The organism is Rhizobium sp. P1_B8 (assembly GCF_056406515.1).
Genome location: NZ_JBFTZZ010000042.1, coordinates 1 through 18,418, shown reverse-complemented (window position 1 = coordinate 18,418; position 18,418 = coordinate 1). Strand labels below are relative to the sequence as shown.

Below are 18,418 nucleotides of genomic sequence, written 5' to 3'. Positions count from 1 at the left end.
GTCAGGGTTTTGACCAGCCGACCACAAGTCTAGGCAACCAACTATCCCGTCCTGCGATTGCTATCGCCATCGACCCGAAGCAGCGCCATAAGCGCCGGGCCAAGTGAAAATTCGCCACGTGCTGCCTTGCGTGTCAGGTCCCGCAGATATCCTCCCGGCGAATTGATATGCCCAATTCGCTCAAGGATACAGGCGATCGCCGTGGCTGCATTCTCCGGCCCCATAACCTCACAGGCCTCCTGATAGGCTGACGGGCTGACACCGAGCATTGACCGGACGACGACCGCTGCACCCATCATTTCGCGCCAATTTCCGATCGTACCACCCGGCCCATATATCGCGATCTCGGGGCAAGCCCGCATCACCATACCAAGCGGAAAATTCCGGATTGGCCCCCGCTTCGGCCGATCATCGTCCACCGCCTTTGCTTCCTGCTCGTTTTCGGAGCATGGTTCAAGTTCATTGGTGGATTCGGTATTTGAATTCTGTATGTGACGTTCATTGTGGTCACCATTGGTGCTATTATTTTCATCTTTTTGCTGTATTTCCAGGATGTTGATGACCTCCTGCAGCAAGATCTCCATCTCGTCCAAGATTGAATTCACATCACCGAGCGTCGGAGAGCGCGGAATCCTGCCCACGAGACCGATGTAAATCGCTTCGATGTTTTCCCAGTTGCCTGACGCACCTTCCTCGATCGCGGCAGAAATGAGCTTTCGAACGTCGCGCCGGCATATCGTCAAATTTTCCTTCGCCCGGCGGAGGGCGAAACGATCTGCAACGACCTGTTGCGCCATCATGGCAAGCTCATCTGTTCGCATGAGCAACGGTGACAGATCAAAGCCGAATGCGCTATCGATCGCACCCGCCTTGTCCTTCCGGGGGTAGCGCTTTCCGTTCGGGCTGTCCTTCCGCACGATCAGTCCTGCCTCAACGAGAAGGGCCAGATGTCTGCGAAGGGTAGCGCCGGCGATACCGTGGGCTCGCAGCGTCAATTGCGCGTTGGACGGAAAAACGATGAGCTGCGCATCCTGGCGCAATTCCTTGTCTGGATGAAAGCTCAGGAGCGCGTCAAGGACGGCCAGGCTGCGATCCTGCAGCCCAAGCAGCTCCCTTGCTTCGGATGCGTCCCGAAAGACTTTCCATTTGTCCGCTGTCTTGCCCGGCTTGATTTTACTCGTCTCGATTTGCCGCTTCACCAGGGCAAGCGTCACCGGCCGCCGCCCAAAGGGCGTCGTCACACTTCCAATCTGCATTTTCTTCACCTTCAAAAAGGCAAAAGAAACCTGCTCACCAAATTACGGTGCCAAAGACTCTTGACTGGGATTCGGGGAAATGCGATTCTCTAGTTGTCACACATTGAGAGAGGCTTCCACGACGGCAACGTTTGGGGGCCTTTTTCTTTTACAGTTCGTCCTTTTTTCATCTCCAAACCCTGACAGCTGTCAGGGTTTCTCTTCTTCTCGCAGGCGGACAAAGCGCTCCGTTAGCGCTGGGAGTTCCGCCTCAACAAACTTCAAAAAGTCGACCCCGAGTGAACCCTCAGCCGAGATTCGAACCTCCTTCGAGGATATCAACAGGGCGCCAAGCTTCGTTCCGCTCTTGTCTGTAATCGGGCTTGGCTCTCTCCGACCAGTCGATACTGGCCTGATGGCGTTCAATGCACGCTGAAACCGTTGATCAGAGGTCTCAGCCGTCTCGCCCTTCCTAACCAGTACCGCCCGCAATGCATCGAGCGCTCCCGTGTCGCCAGCAACCGTCTTGGCAAGGTCGAGCCAACGTGGCCGCCCGATCTTCGGCGCCCGCCCAATGGCCTCGATGATATCCGCGGGAACGATCCTGTAGACATTCCGCATCCGAGCCAGTTCTGCGTCCTCGATCGAAAGCGCAGCGTAGATGTGCCGAGGCTTGATCCCCGCATCGTCCATTCGGGAGGCAAACAGCGCGCGCTCGATCCAGGTGAGGTCTTGGCGACCCGCGTTTTCAATGCCTTGTGCAAGAACCAGGTCGAGGTCGGAAATCTCGACTTCGAGAGCGCGAACAGGCCTGTCAAGCTGCCTAGCAGCGAGCCATCGTCGATGACCGTAGACGATCTGATAGCGACCTGGGGAGGAGGGGTGTTTGCGGACCTGGACGGGAACCTGTTGCCCCTCAGTCTCGATCGACCGTTTGAACGCCTCGAAGCTCGTTGCGTCATCGTCCGGCAGTCTGTCCGGATAAGGGGATGGGTCGATRAGCGACGGATCCAACTCGCGAACCGAACCACCGCCCGACTCCACGATAGCCTTCAAGCGATCTCGCTCTGTTCGAATGTCGTCGATTGCTCGGTGTGCAGCACCGATCACACCTGCTCCGACACGATTTCCGGGAACCGGGGCAGGGGCCTGCGACGGCTGCTGTTGATCCGCAGCCTGATCGCTTTCCAGCTCTGCGGAAAGCAACCCGAAGCTGGCGACAATCGACTTGCGAGGGGATTTGCTCATGTCCGCCCCCAGCTCTCATTGACGAGGCGAACAATCGCCTCGTTCACAGCATCTACCGCCTCGCGGGCACGCTTGTGAGTATCGCGTCCGATCTGTCCCAATTCGAGCTCGTATACCGAGCGTTTCGCCAAGCCGGCTGCTTCAACGGCAGTGCTTTCAATGGCGGTCGGCAATAATACATCGGAGCCGAACAGGTGCCGAAGCATCGCAACGACTTGCGACTGTGGCGCGTCATTGGGGTCGTGTCGTGTAACCAGATACCGGATGAAGTCCTGGTCCAACTGAGCGCCGCTCTCGTTCAGAACACTAATCAGATCACCCATCATGAGAAGGAACTGGCTCATTGACGCGACGTCCAGCATGGCCGGGTGGACCGTAATGATCATGCTAGTCGCGGCGTATATCGCGCTCAAGGTCAGAAAGCCGAGGGACGGCGGAGTGTCGAGAATCACGATGTCGTAGTCCGCCTCGACTTCCAAAAGGGCGAGTTTCAGTCGCTCAAAGAAGATTGCGCCGGAGCTGGACTTGTTCGCCAAGATCCGTGGCGTTTCGTGCTCATACTCCATGACTTCAAGATTGCCAGGAATGAGGTCGATGCCATCGAAATATGTCCTGCGAATTATATGGCGGATGGGACGACGCTCGGCGTCATCGTAACGCAAAGCGGCATAGATCGTTTCATTCGACCCGACATCAACTTCTGGCTGAGCACCGAACAAAGCGGACAAGGATGCTTGCGGGTCCAGGTCGAGTGCGAGGACGCGATACCCATGAAGGGCGAGATAGTGGGCAAGGTGGACACAGGTTGTCGTCTTCGCGCTGCCGCCCTTGAAGTTGGCTATCGCAAGAACCTGGAGGTGCTCCCCGGCACGACGACGAGGAAGGAATCGCAAGGCGTCTGCAGGTTTCTGCATCGCGAACAATTCACGCAGTTCATTGATCTGGTCCAGCGTGTAGACGCGATGGTTATTTTCCAGCCTACTGGGAATCGGCCCACGTCCTTCAGTGGACATGAGCTTCAGGGTGGAATCGGGTATAGACGTCAGCTTCGACACTTCGTTGGTCAGAAAGGGACGCAGGGTCTTTTCCGATTTTGGCGGATACATACGAGTTCTAAGCTGCTGCAATTGCCCGGACAGAAGCCCGGCATGGCGCATGATTTTGCTGCCGGCATCTTCCTTCGAGCCAACACTTGCTTCTACTCGGTTTGCTATCGCCATCTGTCCCTCTTGGCGGCTTTTCGCCGGTTTACCGGCCATTGCCCGCTAAAAATAGAACACGATTCTCCGAACTGGTCCAGAGGTTTAGGGTTAACAAAAGGTTAACGACCGGGGACAATCTGCATAAGGCTGTTCGGATTTTTGCTTTCCCGCTCCGGGAGTTAGCCTCAAATGCCCGGCTCCCTGATCCCGGAATGTTCTCCTGTGAATCCTACAAATCCGAACAGTGTAGCAGCAAGTAGATTAGGCGGTTCTGTAGCGCCACACCCCTCATGAGCTGCGACTCACCTCGCTACGCGCATGTTGAATCCTACAACTGCCCTCCGATTCCAAACTGTGCTGATTTCCCGCCGACCAACAACGACGGAGAAAGATCATGCGGGCTCTCGCGCTCTCAACACCCCGGACGATCCAAGAGGCGCATCTCCTACACATCCACTATCAGCTTCGTGCTCGGGTCTTTTCCGATCGCCTGGGTTGGGAAGTCGATGTAACGGCGGGGTGCGAGTCCGATCGTTTCGACGCGCTTCGGCCGACCTATATTCTCGCCATCGCAGAGACCGGCGAATTGGCGGGGTGCGCAAGGCTTCTTCCTGCGCTCGGACCGACAATGGTGGCCGACGTTTTCCCGTCGCTGCTCCCGGACGGCCAACTCAAGGGGCATGCCGCGATGATCGAGAGTTCTCGCTTCTGTGTCGACACGGCTCTCGCGGAGGGGAGGGGCGCCGGCTCGGTCCATGAAGCGACGCTGACCATGTTCGCTGGCATCATCGAATGGTGCATGGCAAATGGGTACACTGAGATTGTTACGGTGACCGATCTTCGGTTTGAGCGCATCCTCGCCCGCGTGGGATGGCCGCTGCAGCGTTTAGGCGAACCCAAGAAAATCGGCGTGACGACGGCCGTAGCGGGCACGCTGGCCGCCAATGCGGCCACGTTCCTCAGGCTTCGCCCCTCCAACTACCGTTCTGAACTCGCCCCCTGTCAGCCAGGCAGCGTAAGGAGAAATCCGTGAACCAGCTTCGCTCTCACCCTCGGCTCGTCCGCAAACTTCAGGAGGCGCTCGGCAACCAGCTTTGTGTTGCCCTGGACGACGCGAACGTCGTCGAGATCATGCTTAATCCGGACGGAAAGTTGTTCATCGAACGGCTCGGTCACGGCGTTACGCCCGCCGGCCAGATGTCGTCGGCTGCAGCGGAGATGGTGATCGGTACAGTGGCGCACGCGCTTCAGTCAGAGGTCGACACGGAACAACCGATCATCTCCGGCGAGCTGCCAATCGGTGGCCACCGCTTCGAGGGTCTATTGCCCCCGGTTGTCACCAAGCCCGCCTTCACAATTCGTCGCCGGGCGTCGCGCCTCATTCCCCTCGAGGACTATATTTGCGCCGGCGTGATGACAGAATGCCAAGCCGCAACGATCCGCAGTGCCATTTCCTCGAGGCTGAACATCATCATTTCCGGAGGAACAGGCTCAGGCAAGACGACGCTAGCGAACGCGGTCATCCACGAGATCGTCAAATCTGCGCCCCAGGATCGTCTCGTGATTCTTGAGGATACCGCGGAGATCCAATGCGCGGCCGAAAACGCCGTTCTCCTCCATACCAGCGATACGATCGACATGGCCCGGCTCCTGAAGAGCACCATGCGCTTGCGCCCCGACCGGATCGTCGTTGGCGAAGTTCGCGACGGAGCGGCCCTCACGTTGCTCAAGGCCTGGAATACCGGTCACCCGGGCGGCGTGGCGACCATTCACTCCAATACCGCCATGTCGGCACTGCGTCGCCTTGAACAGCTGACCGCCGAAGCAAGCCAGCAGCCGATGCACGAGGTGATTGGAGAGGCCGTCGACCTGGTCATTTCGATTGAGCGGACGCCGCGCGGGCGAATTGTTCGCGACATTATCCAAGTCGAGCGGTTCATCAACGGACAGTACGAGATCGAATCCGATCAGCTCACCGAAGAACAGGAGGCGCGCCATGTCGCGTAAGCATACCCTCATCGCCGCCGCGCTCGTTGCGGCGCCAATCGTTCTTGCCTCTGTCGCGCCGGCGCTCGCCAGTTCCGGCGGCAGCCTCCCATGGGAAGGGCCACTGCAGCAGATTCAGGAGTCGATCACCGGCCCGGTCGCGGGTGCGATCGCGCTTGCAGCCGTGGCCATTGCCGGCGGCATGCTCATCTTCGGCGGCGAGCTCAACGATTTCGCGCGGCGACTTGTGTATGTCGTTCTTGTCGCCGGCATCCTGCTCGGCGCCACCAACATTGTCGGCCTGTTCGGTGCGACCGGCGCTTCGATCGGGCTGACAAACGAGCAGATCTACTTAATTGGTACGAACGGAGGAGGGGAGGGAGATCATGGCTGAGTCCCTGTCCGGCCTGCGGCGTAACCGCATCCATCGCGCGCTCTCCCGCCCGAACCTACTGATGGGCGCCGATCGGGAGCTGGTCCTGATCACCGGTCTTGCAGCCGTGATCCTGATCTTCGTCGTGCTTACGGCCTATTCGGCGATCTTCGGCGTTGCTGTCTGGGTCGTGATCGTCGGGCTGCTCAAGATGATGGCGAAGTCCGACCCACTGATGCGGCAAGTCTATATCAGGCACATTTCCTACGAGCCCTACTACAAGGCGACCACCTCGCCGTGGCGACGGTACTGAGGAGGCGGCCATGGTAGCTCTCAAACCGTTCCGCGTGACCGGCCCTTCCTTCGCCGATCTCGTTCCTTATGCCGGTCTGATCGACGATGGTGTCCTCCTCTTGAAGGACGGAAGCCTGATGGCCGGCTGGTACTTCGCTGGCCCGGACTCCGAAAGCGCGACTGACCTCGAGCGCAACGAGCTGTCGAGGCAGATCAATGCCGTTCTGTCGCGGCTCGGAAGCGGCTGGATGATCCAGGTCGAGGCCATCCGTATTCCGACAGTCGACTATCCATCCAAGGACCGTTGCCATTTCCCCGACCCGGTGACCCGCGCGATCGATGCTGAGCGTCGGGCGCATTTCGCGCGCGAGCAAGGACATTTCGAGAGCAAGCATGCGTTGATCCTTACCTACCGGCCGCTTGAGTCCAAAAGAAGACTGCTCTCAGCAAATACATCTATTCGGATGAGGAAAGCAGAAAAAAATCCTACGCGGACACGGTGCTCTTCGTGTTCAAGAACGCACTGCGCGAGCTTGAGCAGTATTTTGCCAACTCTCTTTCGATCCGGCGAATGGAAACCCGCGAAACGTTTGAAAGGGGAGGGGAGCGAATTGCCCGATATGACGAGCTGCTGCAGTTCGCCCGATTCTGCACCACCGGGGAAAGCCACCCAATCCGGCTTCCCGATGTTCCCATGTACCTCGATTGGATCGCGACTGCCGAGCTTGAGCACGGGCTGACGCCGAAGGTTGAGAACCGTTTCCTCGGCGTGGTTGCCATCGACGGCCTGCCGGCCGAAAGCTGGCCAGGTATCCTGAACAGCCTTGATCTGATGCCTCTGACCTATCGGTGGTCGTCACGTTTCATCTTTCTCGATGCCGAAGAGGCCCGACAGAAGCTCGAACGCACACGCAAGAAATGGCAGCAGAAAGTCCGGCCGTTCTTTGACCAGATATTCCAGACACAAAGTCGATCCGTCGACCAGGACGCGATGACCATGGTGGTCGAGACTCAGGATGCGATCGCGCAGGCCTCGTCGCGACTGGTAGCCTATGGCTATTACACGCCGGTCGTCGTTTTGTTCGACATTGATCGCGAGGCACTGCAGGAGAAGGCCGAAGCGATCCGGCGGCTAATTCAGGCGGAAGGTTTCGGGGCGCGCATCGAGACGCTCAACGCCACCGACGCCTATCTCGGCAGCTTGCCAGGCAACTGGTATTGCAACATCCGTGAGCCGCTGATCAACACCAGCAATCTCGCCGACTTGATTCCGCTGAACTCGGTCTGGTCCGGAAACCCGGTCGCGCCATGCCCCTTTTACCCACCGAATTCGCCGCCCTTGATGCAGGTTGCTAGCGGCTCGACAGCGTTTCGTCTGAACCTGCACGTCGATGATGTCGGCCACACGCTGATTTTCGGTCCGACCGGTTCTGGCAAGTCGACGTTGCTCGCCCTGATCGCCGCGCAGTTTCGTCGCTACGAAAATGCGCAGATCTTCGCCTTTGACAAAGGCAGTTCACTTCTGCCCCTGACGCTCGCAGCCGGCGGCGACCACTATGAGATCGGCGGCGACAATGCGGAAGAGGGGAGGGCATTGGCCTTCTGCCCACTCTCCGAACTCAAAAGTGATGCCGACCGGGCTTGGGCGACGGAATGGATCGAGATGCTGGTCGGCCTGCAGGGCGTCACCATCACTCCCGATCATCGTAACGCCATATCTCGGCAAGTCGGCCTGATGGCGAGCGCCTCTGGTCGCTCGCTCTCGGATTTCGTCAGCGGCGTGCAGCTGCGCGAAATCAAGGACGCGTTGCATCACTACACCGTCGATGGGCCGATGGGCCAGCTCCTCGATGCGGAAGAGGACGGCCTCACACTCGGCGCCTTCCAGACTTTCGAGATCGAGCAGCTGATGAACATGGGCGAGCGCAATCTCGTGCCGGTGCTGACCTACCTGTTCCGCAGGATCGAAAAGCGTTTGGATGGGTCCCCTAGTCTGATCGTGCTCGACGAGGCGTGGCTGATGCTCGGCCATCCTGTATTCCGCGACAAGATTCGCGAGTGGCTGAAGGTGCTCCGCAAGGCGAATTGCGCGGTGGTCCTTGCGACCCAATCGATCTCGGACGCCGAGCGGTCCGGGATTATCGACGTCCTGAAGGAATCCTGCCCGACCAAGATTTGCCTCCCGAACGGCGCCGCCCGCGAGTCTGGGACACGAGAATTTTACGAGCGCATCGGCTTCAACGAGCGGCAGATCGAGATCGTCGCAACCGCCATTCCGAAGCGCGAATACTACGTCGCCACGCCAGAAGGCCGGCGGCTCTTCAACATGTCGCTTGGGCCTGTCGCGCTGAGCTTTGTCGGCGCGTCGGGCAAAGAGGACCTCAAACGCATCCGCACACTGAAATCCGAACATGGCCATGACTGGCCGATCCACTGGCTTGAAACGAGAGGAGTTCACGATGCCGCATCGCTATTCAAATAGATGGCTCACCAGCTTGGCGGCCGCCGCTCTAACGATCGGAGCCGCAGGCTCAGTGCAAGCCGGTACAGCCACCGGGGCTGCGACGGAATGGACGCAGCTCGCCAACAATGCGCAGCTCGTGGACCTCATGAAAAGCTCCGGCATTCAGGTCGACAATCAGCTGACCCAGATCAGCCAGCTTGCAGAGCAGATTCAGAACCAGCTGAAGATCTACGAGAACATGCTGCAAAACACCGCGCAGCTTCCTGACCACGTCTGGGGGCAGGTAGAAAGCGATCTCAACCAGTTGCGCAGTATCGTCGACCAGGGACAGGGCATCGCCTTTTCGATGGGAAATGCGGACGACGTTCTTCAGCAACGCTTTCAGAGCTATGCCGATCTCAAGACGAATTTGCCGGACAACGCAACGTTCTCCTCGACCTATCAGTCCTGGTCGAACACCAACCGTGACACCATCGCCAGCTCGCTGAAGGCGGCGAGCCTCACCGCCGATCAGTTCGATAGCGAGGAAGATACGATGTCCTCACTGCGGTCGATGTCCGAGACGGCTGATGGGCAGGTGAAGGCTTTGCAGGTCGGGCACGAGATCGCCGCTCAGCAAGTCGCGCAAATGCAAAAGCTTCGCGGTCTCGCCTCCCAACAGATGACGATGATGGGAACCTGGCTGCAGACGGAACAGACCGACAGGGACCTGGCGCAGGCGCGCCGGGAAAAGTTCTTCAACGCCGAGGTCAAGAGCGTTCCGGACGGCCAGAAAATGGAGCCGCGCTGGTGAGCCGCCCAGTCCTGATTGCCTTGGTCCTGGCGGTCGCCGCAGCATCGTCTGCAGCGATAATACTGATCGTCAATTTTCGAAATATAGGCAAACCTGTGCTCTCCGAGGAGCAGCGCGCCGTCCGGGAGAAATTCTTCGGCTCCAGCAAAGAGCTGCCACTAATCAAGGATGGTCAGGAGATGCGCCCGAAATGGTGAAGCCAACTGTTGCACGTTCATTCCTGACTACAGGTCTCTTTGTCCTCGCCTATGCCGTTCCCGCTTTCGCGCAGGAGGGACAGGTCCTCACGGAGCTGGAAAACCAGGTCTCGTCCGCCGCGAAGGGCTGGGAAACCACCATCATGGAGGCCGCGAAATCCCTCTTCTGGATTCTCGCAACGATCGAGATCGGCATTGCGGCCGTCTGGCTGGCGATCCAGTCGGCCTCGCTGGACAGCTGGTTCGCCGAACTGGTGCGGCGGATCATGTTCATCGGGTTCTTCGCATTCGTTCTGACCCAAGGCCCGACCTTTGCGCGAGCGGTGGTCGACAGCCTTTTCCAGATTGGCGCCGGCGGTGGTTCAGCGTCTCCCGCTGAAGTGTTCGATGCCGGCATCCGCGTCGCCTCCCAAATGTCGCAACAGGCACAGTTCGGGGTGTTCGAAGACAATGCGCTCGCCATTGCCGCCGTTCTCGCCATGGGCATCGTTGTTATCTCCTTTTCCTTGGTTGCAGCTATTTTCGTGTCGGTCATGGTCGAAATGTATGTCGGCTTGCTCGCCGGCATGATCATGCTGGGGCTGGGTGGTTCGTCCTTCACCAAGGACTTTGCCATCCGATACCTCGTCTATGCCTTCGGCGTCGGCATGAAGCTCATGGCCTTGGTGATGATCGCCAAGATCGGATCGAACGTGCTGCTTGGCCTCGCTCAAGCTCCGACTGCCTCGTCGGATCAGTTCGTCACGACCTTGGCGATCGCCGGTATTTCCGTCGTGGTCTTCATCATCGCCATGTATGTCCCAAACATCATCCAGGGCGTTGTCCAGGGCGCATCGGTTTCCGGAGGAATGGAAGCGATCCGCCACGGTGGGCAAGCGGCGTCTTTTGCCGCCGGTGCTGGCTTCCTCGCCGCCGGCGCCGCCGGCGCTGGCTTCGCGGCGGCACAAGCCGCACGAGCCGCCGGTTCATCCGTTGCAGGTGCCGCTCTTCGCGGCATGGGTGCGAGTTTCAGTTCTGGCGCACAGGCGGCGGGATCGGCGGCAAAGGAAAAGGCAATCGGCTCTCCCGGGGCCTATGCGGGGTCCATTCTCGGACTGGCCAATGCCAAGCTCGATGAACAGCGGGCGGTTCATAGCGGACCGAAGCCTCCTCCCGAACGCAACGACAAACCGTAATCGAGACAAGGGAAGAATAAATGGCAGCGAACCGCGCCCCGGAAAACCCGTATCTTGCCGCCCGCCAGGAATGGAGCGAACGCTATGGCTCCTATGTGAAGGCCGCCGCTGCGTGGCGCATCGTTGGTATCCTCGGTCTGGTCATGGCCGTCATCGGCTTCAGCTACGCGATGTATCTGAGCATGCAAGTGAGGCTCGTGCCTTACATCGTCGAGGTCGACAAGCTCGGAACTGCGGTCACGGCAGGTTTCCCCGAGCAGATCGAGTATGCCGATGTCCGTGTGGTGCGCGCCACACTCGGCAACTTCGTCACAAGCTTTCGCTCGATCACGCCGGATGCGGTGGTGCAGAAGCAGTATATCGACCGCACCTACGCCCTTCTTCGCACGTCCGATCCGTCGACGGAGAAGGTCAACGCCTGGTTTCGAGGCAATTCTCCGTTCGAGAAGGCGAAGTCTTCGACAGTTGCCATTGAGGTGAACAACATCGTGGCGCTTTCGAACCAGACCTATCAGATCGACTGGACTGAATACGAACGAGACCGCAAGGGCAGGGAAACCGGCACGCGCCGTTTCCGCGGCATCGCAACGGTGACGCTCACGGCGCCACAGGATGAGGCGACCATCCGCCTCAATCCGATCGGCCTCTATGTCCGGGATTTCGACTGGACGGCACAGCTTTAAGGGCAGGGATTCTTTCAATGAAAAAAATGGAATTGATCGCAGCCGCCGGCTGCATAGCCGGACTTTTGCTTGCGGCGGGCGCGCAGGCGCAAAGCATGACGAGCAACGAGGTGAAAGGAACAAATCTTTCCAGGAAGTGGCGCGGCATGCCGGGACTGGTCACGACAGGTCCGGACGGAAAGGTGATCTTTCTGTTCGGAGAGACCCAGCCGTCCGTCGTCTGCTCGCCGCTGCAGGTCTGCGACATCGAACTTCAGGGTGGCGAGATCGTTCGCGATGTCCTCGTCGGCGACACCGTGCGCTGGAAGGTAGAGCCGGCGACCTCGGGTGCGACAGGCGGACAGGCGATCCATCTCATCGTCAAACCATCGGAGCCAGGACTTCTTACCTCGATGGTCGTGACCACGTCACGGCGCACCTATCATATCCAACTCAAGTCCCATCCCAGCCAGTACATGGCGCGCGTCGGGTTCGAATATCCGGAAGACGTTTCGACCAAGCTCGCCGACATCAATTCCCGTCTCGAAACGGGCGGCATTCCGGGCACGGCGCCGGACAAGCTGAACTTCTCCTACTCGGTGAGCGGCGGCGCATCGTGGAAACCGAAGCGGGTCTATTCTGACGGGGTGAAGACCTACATCCAGTTTCCGAAGTCGATCTCCGGTCAGGATGCACCTGTGCTCTTCGTCGTCTCCGGCGGTCAAAATCGCATCGTCAATTACCAGATGAAGAACGACATGATGACCGTCGACTATGCGATCGACAAAGCGATCCTCGTTTCGGGTGTCGGTTGGCGGCAGCAGAAGATCACCATCCGGCGGGGAGGCTGAACCATGCTGAGGCTTCTCGCATATTTCGTCGTGGTCGCAATGCTCTCCGGTTGCCAAACGGCGGATGACGCACTGACCACCAGTTCCACGCCTGTGGCGGTCACCGGACCGGCTGCAAGCGCAATCGCCGGCGACATGGCAAGTCGTCTGGCTGAACAGATCGGCCCGGCCGGTGCTACGACCACGATCAAAATGGAGACGGACACATCGGAGTTCGCATCCGCTCTCGAGGCGGCGCTTAAGGGGTGGGGCTACACAGTGGTCACGGACGGCAAAGTCGCCAAAGACATCAAGCCGGTCGAGCTTGCTTATTCGATCGAGGGCTTCGACGGACAAGTTTTAGCCCGCGTCTCGACACCTTCCATTGCTCTCGCCCGCGCTTATAAGCCGACGGCGGCCGGTGCCACGCCGGCCAGTCCGCTTTCGATCCGCAACTGACGGAGATAAACATGGTCCAGTCGCTCCAGCTTGGCACGTCGAGCCACGCCGACGATCAGCAGGGCATGCGGCGGCTCAACCGCCTGCCGATCATCGTCGCCATCATTGTCATCGTGCTGTTCGTTAGCATCGTCGTGATTGGTCTGTCGCTGCGCGGGCTTTCCTTCAATCGTGGCGGCATCGAGGGTGCTTCCAACAGCCCTGCGACCAGTTTCGGCGACCAGCTTAAACGGGGTGTCACGGATGGCATTATCGGTGAGCCAGAAAAGCAGGAGGTGTTTCAGCCGACACCCGTCGTGGTGGAGAAAAAGGAAGAGCAGGATCCGGTCGTGGATCGCCATCCAGTGGAGCGACACGACCGCAGACAAATTCTCGAATCCGAAGAGGAGTGGAAGGCTCGCCTGAAACGAGAGCAGGATGAACAGTATATGCGCGAGGCACAGCGCCAGCGGATGGCGCGTCTCCAGGCTCGTGCGACGGCGCTCGATTCGCCGCTGAAGGTAGACATCTCCGAGGTCGAGAAGGTCGCAAACTCCACCAACGACACCGGCCGCCAGCCGACAAATGCCGTGGCGAACAGCGCCTCAGACCTTTATTCCGCCGCCATGAAATCCGGCCTGATGGGACAGAACGTCGATCAGAACGGGCAGCCGTCGAAAGAGGATTTTTTCAATCAGGACATCAAGGATCTCGGCTATCTGCCAAACCAGGTCGTGCCGCAGATGTCACCTTATGAATTGAAGCGCGGTTCGGTCATCCCGGCGACATTGATCACCGGCCTCAATTCCGACCTGCCGGGGCGCATTACCGCTCAAGTCAGCCAGAATGTCTACGACAGCGCCACCGGCTATCGCCTTCTCATCCCGCAGGGCGCAAAGCTGTTCGGCCGTTACGATTCCAAGGTGTCCTTTGGCCAGGAACGTGTGCTCGTCGTCTGGACGGACCTCATTTTTCCGAATGGGGCTACGCTGCAGATCGGAGGCATGGCTGGCACCGACGCCGAAGGATATGGCGGCTTCCAGGATAAGGTCGACCGCCATCTCTGGAGGACGTTCGGTTCGGCGGCGCTGGTGGCAATCATCGGGACCGGGATCGATATGTCGATGCCCGAGAGTTCGACGCTCGCGACCCAAGACACCGCCTCGGATGCAGCACGACGTAATTTTGCCGAATCATTCGGCCGGGTAGCGGAAGAGACGATCTCGAAGAATCTGAACGTTCAGCCGACGATTCGCATCCGACCGGGCTACAAATTCAACGTCCTGGTCGATCAGGATATTGTTTTTCCGTCTGTCTATAGCGATCGCTAACCAGCTAATGGACCTCAGATTTTCGATACTTCGCTGAACGTCGCAAGGTCATTCCGCGTGGCGGCGCAGGTGTGACTAAGATTCTCTACAAAGATCATCGTCTTTAGATCAGAAAGAGTTGAATACTCGGGAGAGGTGAATAGACCTAGGCGATGCAACGAACGTGGATCTGCTTCGCGTAGAAGCAACTGCCGTATCGTCCAATGTCCCATGTGGCTCCGGCTAGCCGAACGGTGGCAACCGGTACCTCGTGGCGTCAGAACGGCGCGACGAGTGGGAGGCTTGCACCGTCGTAAAAGGAGAAAAGTTAGTGGACGGTGACCTTCGCTCTCTCATCGATATGACAGAAGCCGCGCATGATGAACGTATGATCAAAAGTGCTCTGAAGACCTTCGCGCACGCATGTGGCTGCGACCGTTTTGCTTATCTGCAGACTGAGGGGTTGGAAATCCGCACATTCAACTCCTATCCGGAGGAATGGCAGGGCGTTTATCTCGAAAGCCAGTACTCCCGCATCGACCCGGTCGTTACTGAAGCCAAGCGTCGCATGGAAATGTTTTCCTGGACGGCCGACGATTGGCCCGCTCGTGGAAATTCCGAAATCAGGCGTTTTCGGGACCAGGCGATCGATTACGGCATTCGGAGTGGGGTGACTATACCCGTCGAAGGAAGTTTCGGGTCGACGATGATGCTGACGTTTGCATCCTCAGCTCAGACGGCTGACGTTAAAAAGCTGCAGGATGCGCAAAAAGCGATCCAGGCGGTACTGGCGATCCATTACCGCCTAAAAATCATAGCTGCGAAGACGATTGTCGCTCCGAAACGGTTGCTTTCACCAAGAGAAGCAATGTGCCTCATGTGGGCGGCAAAGGGCAAAAGCGCTCCGGAAACCGCAATGCTGACGGGGATCAACCCGAGGACAGTGCAGCACTACCTTGATAAGGCGCGCGAAAAGCTCGACGCAGCGACCGTTCCGCAACTTGTCGCGATCGCCAAAGACCACGGTCTGGTATGAGCGTCATTCTTCGCCATCTGGGGCAACTTCAGGGATGTAACCAAGCGCATCGATGATTTCCGACAGCACCTCCTGCTGGGCCTCAGATTTGTTCTGACGCGCGACGTACTCATCCTGCAGACTTTTTAGTACGGCACCGGAAACGGACGGATCGCCGCTCGCGCGAGTCCATTCCTCGTAGACAGCTTCGTCGGCGGCAATCAGGCGGCGGTGTTCGAGAATTGCCGAGACAGCCAACGCCTCCAGCTCCGGCTGTTGCATCGAGCTGAAGCGCGATTCTCTTCCGTTTTCTTGACCATTTGCATCGGATGAGCTCGCTTTGTTCACCCGCTTCTCCCAAACTTTCATTTTCTCACCAAGTGGCCCGAAGGTTCGCCTACATCAAATCCGGCACGGTTACGTCCGAAATCTCTGGGTTGCAGGCAAAGCGCTGATGCTTAGATCGACCCTAACCCATTACCCGCCCCGCATTGGCGGGCATTTATAGGAAAAGCTTTTACATACTTTAGTTGATAAACTCAAAGTGTGTAAACGGCGATCTTTCGGCGCATGGACATGCGCAAATTGGTCGGCTCGAATTTTGCCCGCCTGCGTCGGGAGAAAGGCCTGACACAGGAAGAGGTCGAGGCGCGTTCCGGATTCAGTCAGCAATATCTTAGTAGCCTGGAGCGAGGTCGTCGCAACCCAACTGTAATTACGCTTTATGAACTGGCTCAAGCCTTAGATGTCAGCCACGTCGAATTAGTTCGACCAATTGGTGAGACCCAAGTTGGTGCGAAAGCAGGTGCATAACCTTGTTGTAGCAACACCTCCGGCCTGGGACAGCGAGAATCGTCTTCGCAAGCCGGCGGGATTGAGACTGTTCGCTCCTCGTATATACTCTCTCTAAAAGGAATGATTATTAGCAACGCTCTTCGTGAATGTATGGCTGCCGAAGCCGAAGCCGTCAGCGAGATCGCTGTGAAGGCTGTACACAAAATGCCATCGACAAGCGCATCCTCTCAACCCGACTGTCGCGCAGTTCCGCCCGAGCGCTGGCAGACGAAGATCTGCTTCGTTGAAACTCTCGTACGGTGTCGGTTCGATCCTGTCGGCAGAGCGTCGCAAGCGTTTGTTCGTATCATTGACCAGGACCCCCATGCAGAAGAAACTGTTAGAGCGGACGACTATCTGATCATAGACGTCGCGAGAGCGAGGGAGCACTTGGCCGCGCGCGGCGAAGTGCTCTGGACCGGACTAGATCATCCACTGCGTGAAAGGTTAGTTGGCGGCGAGCCGGTTTTCAAAGGCAAAGGTATGCGCGTCCCAGTCCGAACAATCGCTGGATGAAATTCCAAGAGCGAGGGCTTTCTCCACCTCAGGGATTGTGATACAAATCCTAGGATAATAGATCCAACTTTCCGAGCTTTTATATCAATGCCCGGTCCCTTCACGCAACGCCAGATCGCCCGGACCGTGCTAACTGAGCGCGGAATAGCACGTTTGGTGGAACTGCGGAACGCAGGTGTGACGGCTGCCACCATGAGCCGAATGGAACGAGATGGTGAAGTGCTGCGGCTTGCCCGCGGTCTTTATCAACTTCCTGATGCGCAGCTCGACGTCAACCACAGCCTGGCGGAGGTTGCCAAACACGCACCCAAAGGCGTTGTCTGCCTCGTTTCGGCATTGGCGTTCCACGGCTTGACAGATCAGCTCCCCGGACAAATCTGGCTTGCCATAGGCCGTAAGGACTGGGCTCCGAAACTGGACGGCCCCGCTATGCGCATCGTGCGTTTCGCAGACAGCCTTCTCAACGAAAACGTCGAAACCCATGTCATTGAAGGCGTTCCTGTGAGGGTCTTTGGAATTGCCAAGACAATTGCCGATTGCTTTCGCTATCGAAACAAGATCGGCCTTTCGGTAGCGATAGAAGGGCTGCAGGAGGCGTTGCGGCAACGAAGGGCTACTCCTGGCGAAATCGCCAACCAGGCCGAACGCGGTGGCGCCGGATCGGTGATCCGGCCGTATCTCGAGGCGCTGACCGCCAATGGCTAAAGAAATCAGAAACGTCAGCGCCTCGGTGCGCGCGCGCCTGTTGCAACTCGCCAAGGCAAGCGGGCAAAGCTTCGATCTGGTTCTGACGCGTTTCGCTCTTGAACGGTTATTGTTCCGGCTCAGTCAGTCGCCCCACGCCAATCGCTTCGTTCTAAAAGGGGCGATGTTGATGATGAGTTGGTTCGACGACCCGCACCGAGGCACGCGCGACCTCGATCTTTTGGGTTTCGGTGATCCGAGTCCGGACCCGATGCTTGAGACATTTCGGGAAATTCTGGCGCAAGAGGCCGACGATGGCGTCACGTTCGATCCCGATACGCTGCATGTGGATCGCATTCGCGAGGCACTGGACTATGGTGGGCTCAGGCTGCGGGTGATCGCTACAATCAGTGGAGCCCGGATCAACCTGACGATCGACATCGGGTTTGGCGATGCGCTTGAGCCTGGAGTGGAGATCCTGGATTATCCTTCCATGCTCAATTTTCCGATGCCGCGGTTCCGGGCCTATGCGCGGGAAACGGTCATTGCCGAGAAGTTCCAGGCAATGGTAATGTTGGGGCGAGTAAACAGCCGCATGAAGGATTTCTACGACATCTGGATCCTCAGCAGGTCTTTCGACTTCAGCAATGATCGGCTGGCGCGCGCAATAGCCGCTACCTTTGAGCGCCGCGAGACACCGATCCCCACCGACAGACCCGACGCCCTAACGGACGCCTTTGCCAACGACCAGCAAAAACAGCGGCATGGCGCGCTTTCGTTGAAGGTGTTGCACACAATCCTGGCGATCTGACAGACGTCATCGCGGAGATTGCCACATTCCTGATGCCGCACGCGGTTGCGGCTGCTAGGCTGGACAAATGAGTGCTTGGTCGCAACCACGCGAGTTCATCGCTCAGCGGACGGAAATCTGATCCTGTCGGGTTTTATAGGCAACTCCATAGCTGGAACCCGTCAGTATGCGGTTTTGTATTGGCTCGCCACGGCAACAACCACGTAAGACCGTATGTCCTTCCGGCGGGGGTGGCTTGCCCTACACTCCCTTTGCGAGGGTTGCTCGGATAGGCCGAGCCGATCCTCCCTGGCAGGAGGACAAGCCGTGAAGCATTGTACAGAAGTTTTCGTTGGTATCGATGTATCGAAG

18 protein-coding genes and 3 pseudogenes are annotated in these 18,418 nt (G+C 58.2%); 17 read left to right on the top strand and 4 right to left on the bottom strand.

From position 1 onward, the window contains the following. Window positions 1-41: 41 nt before the first annotated feature. The 3 genes from repC to repA form a co-directional block, all read right to left on the bottom strand. Window positions 42-1,256: a plasmid replication protein RepC gene (repC, locus tag AC1D2N_RS32980; RefSeq protein WP_065276629.1), complete on the bottom strand. Its 1,215-nt coding sequence runs from the start codon at window positions 1,254-1,256 to the stop codon at window positions 42-44. 189 nt (window positions 1,257-1,445) lie between these two features. Continuing rightward, window positions 1,446-2,483 carry a plasmid partitioning protein RepB gene (repB, locus tag AC1D2N_RS32975; protein ID WP_130657451.1) on the bottom strand — a complete coding sequence of 346 codons (1,038 nt, stop codon included), beginning with the start codon at window positions 2,481-2,483 and terminating at the stop codon, window positions 1,446-1,448. Next, window positions 2,480-3,703, bottom strand: a complete 1,224-nt coding sequence (gene repA / locus AC1D2N_RS32970; protein ID WP_065276670.1) for a plasmid partitioning protein RepA — start codon at window positions 3,701-3,703, stop codon at window positions 2,480-2,482. Before repA ends, repB begins: the two co-directional genes overlap by 4 nt. A gap of 376 nt (window positions 3,704-4,079) precedes the next feature. On the opposite strand from repA, the gene traI reads away from it, so the two are divergent. From traI to AC1D2N_RS32905, 13 genes and pseudogenes are all read left to right on the top strand, one after another. Next, the gene (traI, locus tag AC1D2N_RS32965) at window positions 4,080-4,718 is read left to right on the top strand and encodes an acyl-homoserine-lactone synthase (RefSeq protein WP_130660092.1); all 639 of its coding nucleotides are present in this window, start codon (window positions 4,080-4,082) and stop codon (window positions 4,716-4,718) included. Further along, complete coding sequence (gene trbB / locus AC1D2N_RS32960) at window positions 4,715-5,692, top strand: P-type conjugative transfer ATPase TrbB (RefSeq protein ID WP_065276632.1); 978 nt, start codon at window positions 4,715-4,717, stop codon at window positions 5,690-5,692. The genes traI and trbB overlap by 4 nt, the downstream gene beginning before the upstream one ends. After that, window positions 5,682-6,065: a TrbC/VirB2 family protein gene (locus AC1D2N_RS32955; protein WP_065276633.1), complete on the top strand. Its 384-nt coding sequence runs from the start codon at window positions 5,682-5,684 to the stop codon at window positions 6,063-6,065. The genes trbB and AC1D2N_RS32955 overlap by 11 nt, the downstream gene beginning before the upstream one ends. After that, window positions 6,058-6,357 carry a conjugal transfer protein TrbD gene (locus AC1D2N_RS32950; RefSeq protein ID WP_130654279.1) on the top strand — a complete coding sequence of 100 codons (300 nt, stop codon included), beginning with the start codon at window positions 6,058-6,060 and terminating at the stop codon, window positions 6,355-6,357. The genes AC1D2N_RS32955 and AC1D2N_RS32950 overlap by 8 nt, the downstream gene beginning before the upstream one ends. Window positions 6,358-6,367: 10 nt before the next feature. After that, window positions 6,368-8,820: pseudogene (locus AC1D2N_RS32945) on the top strand (conjugal transfer protein TrbE). Continuing rightward, window positions 8,798-9,595: a P-type conjugative transfer protein TrbJ gene (gene trbJ, locus AC1D2N_RS32940; RefSeq protein ID WP_130657453.1), complete on the top strand. Its 798-nt coding sequence runs from the start codon at window positions 8,798-8,800 to the stop codon at window positions 9,593-9,595. The pseudogene AC1D2N_RS32945 and the gene trbJ overlap by 23 nt, the downstream one beginning before the upstream one ends. Beyond that, complete coding sequence (gene trbK, locus AC1D2N_RS32935) at window positions 9,592-9,792, top strand: entry exclusion protein TrbK (RefSeq protein WP_065276637.1); 201 nt, start codon at window positions 9,592-9,594, stop codon at window positions 9,790-9,792. The genes trbJ and trbK overlap by 4 nt, the downstream gene beginning before the upstream one ends. Continuing rightward, on the top strand, window positions 9,786-10,967 hold the full coding sequence (gene trbL / locus AC1D2N_RS32930; RefSeq protein WP_065276638.1) for a P-type conjugative transfer protein TrbL: 1,182 nt from the start codon (window positions 9,786-9,788) through the stop codon (window positions 10,965-10,967). The genes trbK and trbL overlap by 7 nt, the downstream gene beginning before the upstream one ends. Before the next feature lie 20 nt (window positions 10,968-10,987). Then, a complete protein-coding gene (locus AC1D2N_RS32925; RefSeq protein WP_065276639.1) occupies window positions 10,988-11,650 on the top strand; it encodes a conjugal transfer protein TrbF in 663 nt (220 codons plus the stop codon). 17 nt (window positions 11,651-11,667) lie between these two features. Then, the gene (trbG, locus tag AC1D2N_RS32920; protein WP_065276640.1) at window positions 11,668-12,480 is read left to right on the top strand and encodes a P-type conjugative transfer protein TrbG; all 813 of its coding nucleotides are present in this window, start codon (window positions 11,668-11,670) and stop codon (window positions 12,478-12,480) included. Window positions 12,481-12,483: 3 nt separating this feature from the next. Beyond that, entirely contained in the window at window positions 12,484-12,918 is a 435-nt protein-coding gene (gene trbH, locus AC1D2N_RS32915; RefSeq protein ID WP_130657454.1) for a conjugal transfer protein TrbH, read from the top strand. Between the two features lie 11 nt (window positions 12,919-12,929). Continuing rightward, window positions 12,930-14,228: an IncP-type conjugal transfer protein TrbI gene (gene trbI / locus AC1D2N_RS32910; protein ID WP_130660093.1), complete on the top strand. Its 1,299-nt coding sequence runs from the start codon at window positions 12,930-12,932 to the stop codon at window positions 14,226-14,228. 310 nt (window positions 14,229-14,538) lie between these two features. Then, window positions 14,539-15,243 (top strand): autoinducer binding domain-containing protein, encoded by a 705-nt coding sequence (locus tag AC1D2N_RS32905; protein ID WP_130654288.1) that lies wholly within the window; start codon window positions 14,539-14,541, stop codon window positions 15,241-15,243. A gap of 3 nt (window positions 15,244-15,246) precedes the next feature. Here AC1D2N_RS32905 and AC1D2N_RS32900 read toward each other — a convergent pair whose 3' ends face one another. Further along, entirely contained in the window at window positions 15,247-15,570 is a 324-nt protein-coding gene (locus tag AC1D2N_RS32900; protein WP_130657456.1) for a transcriptional repressor TraM, read from the bottom strand. 222 nt (window positions 15,571-15,792) lie between these two features. On the opposite strand from AC1D2N_RS32900, the gene AC1D2N_RS32895 reads away from it, so the two are divergent. The 4 genes and pseudogenes from AC1D2N_RS32895 (at window position 15,793) to AC1D2N_RS32880 (ending at window position 18,138) form a co-directional block, all read left to right on the top strand. Further along, a complete protein-coding gene (locus AC1D2N_RS32895) occupies window positions 15,793-16,035 on the top strand; it encodes a helix-turn-helix domain-containing protein (RefSeq protein ID WP_130654290.1) in 243 nt (80 codons plus the stop codon). A gap of 102 nt (window positions 16,036-16,137) precedes the next feature. Continuing rightward, window positions 16,138-16,566: pseudogene (locus AC1D2N_RS32890) on the top strand (DUF433 domain-containing protein); the annotation flags it as partial. A gap of 93 nt (window positions 16,567-16,659) precedes the next feature. Then, window positions 16,660-17,277 (top strand): type IV toxin-antitoxin system AbiEi family antitoxin domain-containing protein, encoded by a 618-nt coding sequence (locus AC1D2N_RS32885; RefSeq protein ID WP_130654291.1) that lies wholly within the window; start codon window positions 16,660-16,662, stop codon window positions 17,275-17,277. Then, a pseudogene (locus AC1D2N_RS32880) lies at window positions 17,270-18,138 on the top strand (nucleotidyl transferase AbiEii/AbiGii toxin family protein). Before AC1D2N_RS32885 ends, AC1D2N_RS32880 begins: the two are co-directional and overlap by 8 nt. Window positions 18,139-18,418 lie beyond the last annotated feature (280 nt).

Coding starts and splice junctions, on each gene's coding strand:
- trbG (WP_065276640.1), top strand. CDS start 11,668: ATGAAAAAAATGGAATTGATCGCAGCCGCCGGCTGCATAGCCGGACTT.
- AC1D2N_RS32955 (WP_065276633.1), top strand. CDS start 5,682: ATGTCGCGTAAGCATACCCTCATCGCCGCCGCGCTCGTTGCGGCGCCA.
- repC (WP_065276629.1), bottom strand. CDS start 1,256: ATGCAGATTGGAAGTGTGACGACGCCCTTTGGGCGGCGGCCGGTGACG.
- AC1D2N_RS32895 (WP_130654290.1), top strand. CDS start 15,793: ATGGACATGCGCAAATTGGTCGGCTCGAATTTTGCCCGCCTGCGTCGG.
- trbH (WP_130657454.1), top strand. CDS start 12,484: ATGCTGAGGCTTCTCGCATATTTCGTCGTGGTCGCAATGCTCTCCGGT.
- trbL (WP_065276638.1), top strand. CDS start 9,786: ATGGTGAAGCCAACTGTTGCACGTTCATTCCTGACTACAGGTCTCTTT.
- trbJ (WP_130657453.1), top strand. CDS start 8,798: ATGCCGCATCGCTATTCAAATAGATGGCTCACCAGCTTGGCGGCCGCC.
- AC1D2N_RS32885 (WP_130654291.1), top strand. CDS start 16,660: ATGCCCGGTCCCTTCACGCAACGCCAGATCGCCCGGACCGTGCTAACT.
- trbI (WP_130660093.1), top strand. CDS start 12,930: ATGGTCCAGTCGCTCCAGCTTGGCACGTCGAGCCACGCCGACGATCAG.
- AC1D2N_RS32925 (WP_065276639.1), top strand. CDS start 10,988: ATGGCAGCGAACCGCGCCCCGGAAAACCCGTATCTTGCCGCCCGCCAG.
- traI (WP_130660092.1), top strand. CDS start 4,080: ATGCGGGCTCTCGCGCTCTCAACACCCCGGACGATCCAAGAGGCGCAT.
- AC1D2N_RS32950 (WP_130654279.1), top strand. CDS start 6,058: ATGGCTGAGTCCCTGTCCGGCCTGCGGCGTAACCGCATCCATCGCGCG.
- repA (WP_065276670.1), bottom strand. CDS start 3,703: ATGGCGATAGCAAACCGAGTAGAAGCAAGTGTTGGCTCGAAGGAAGAT.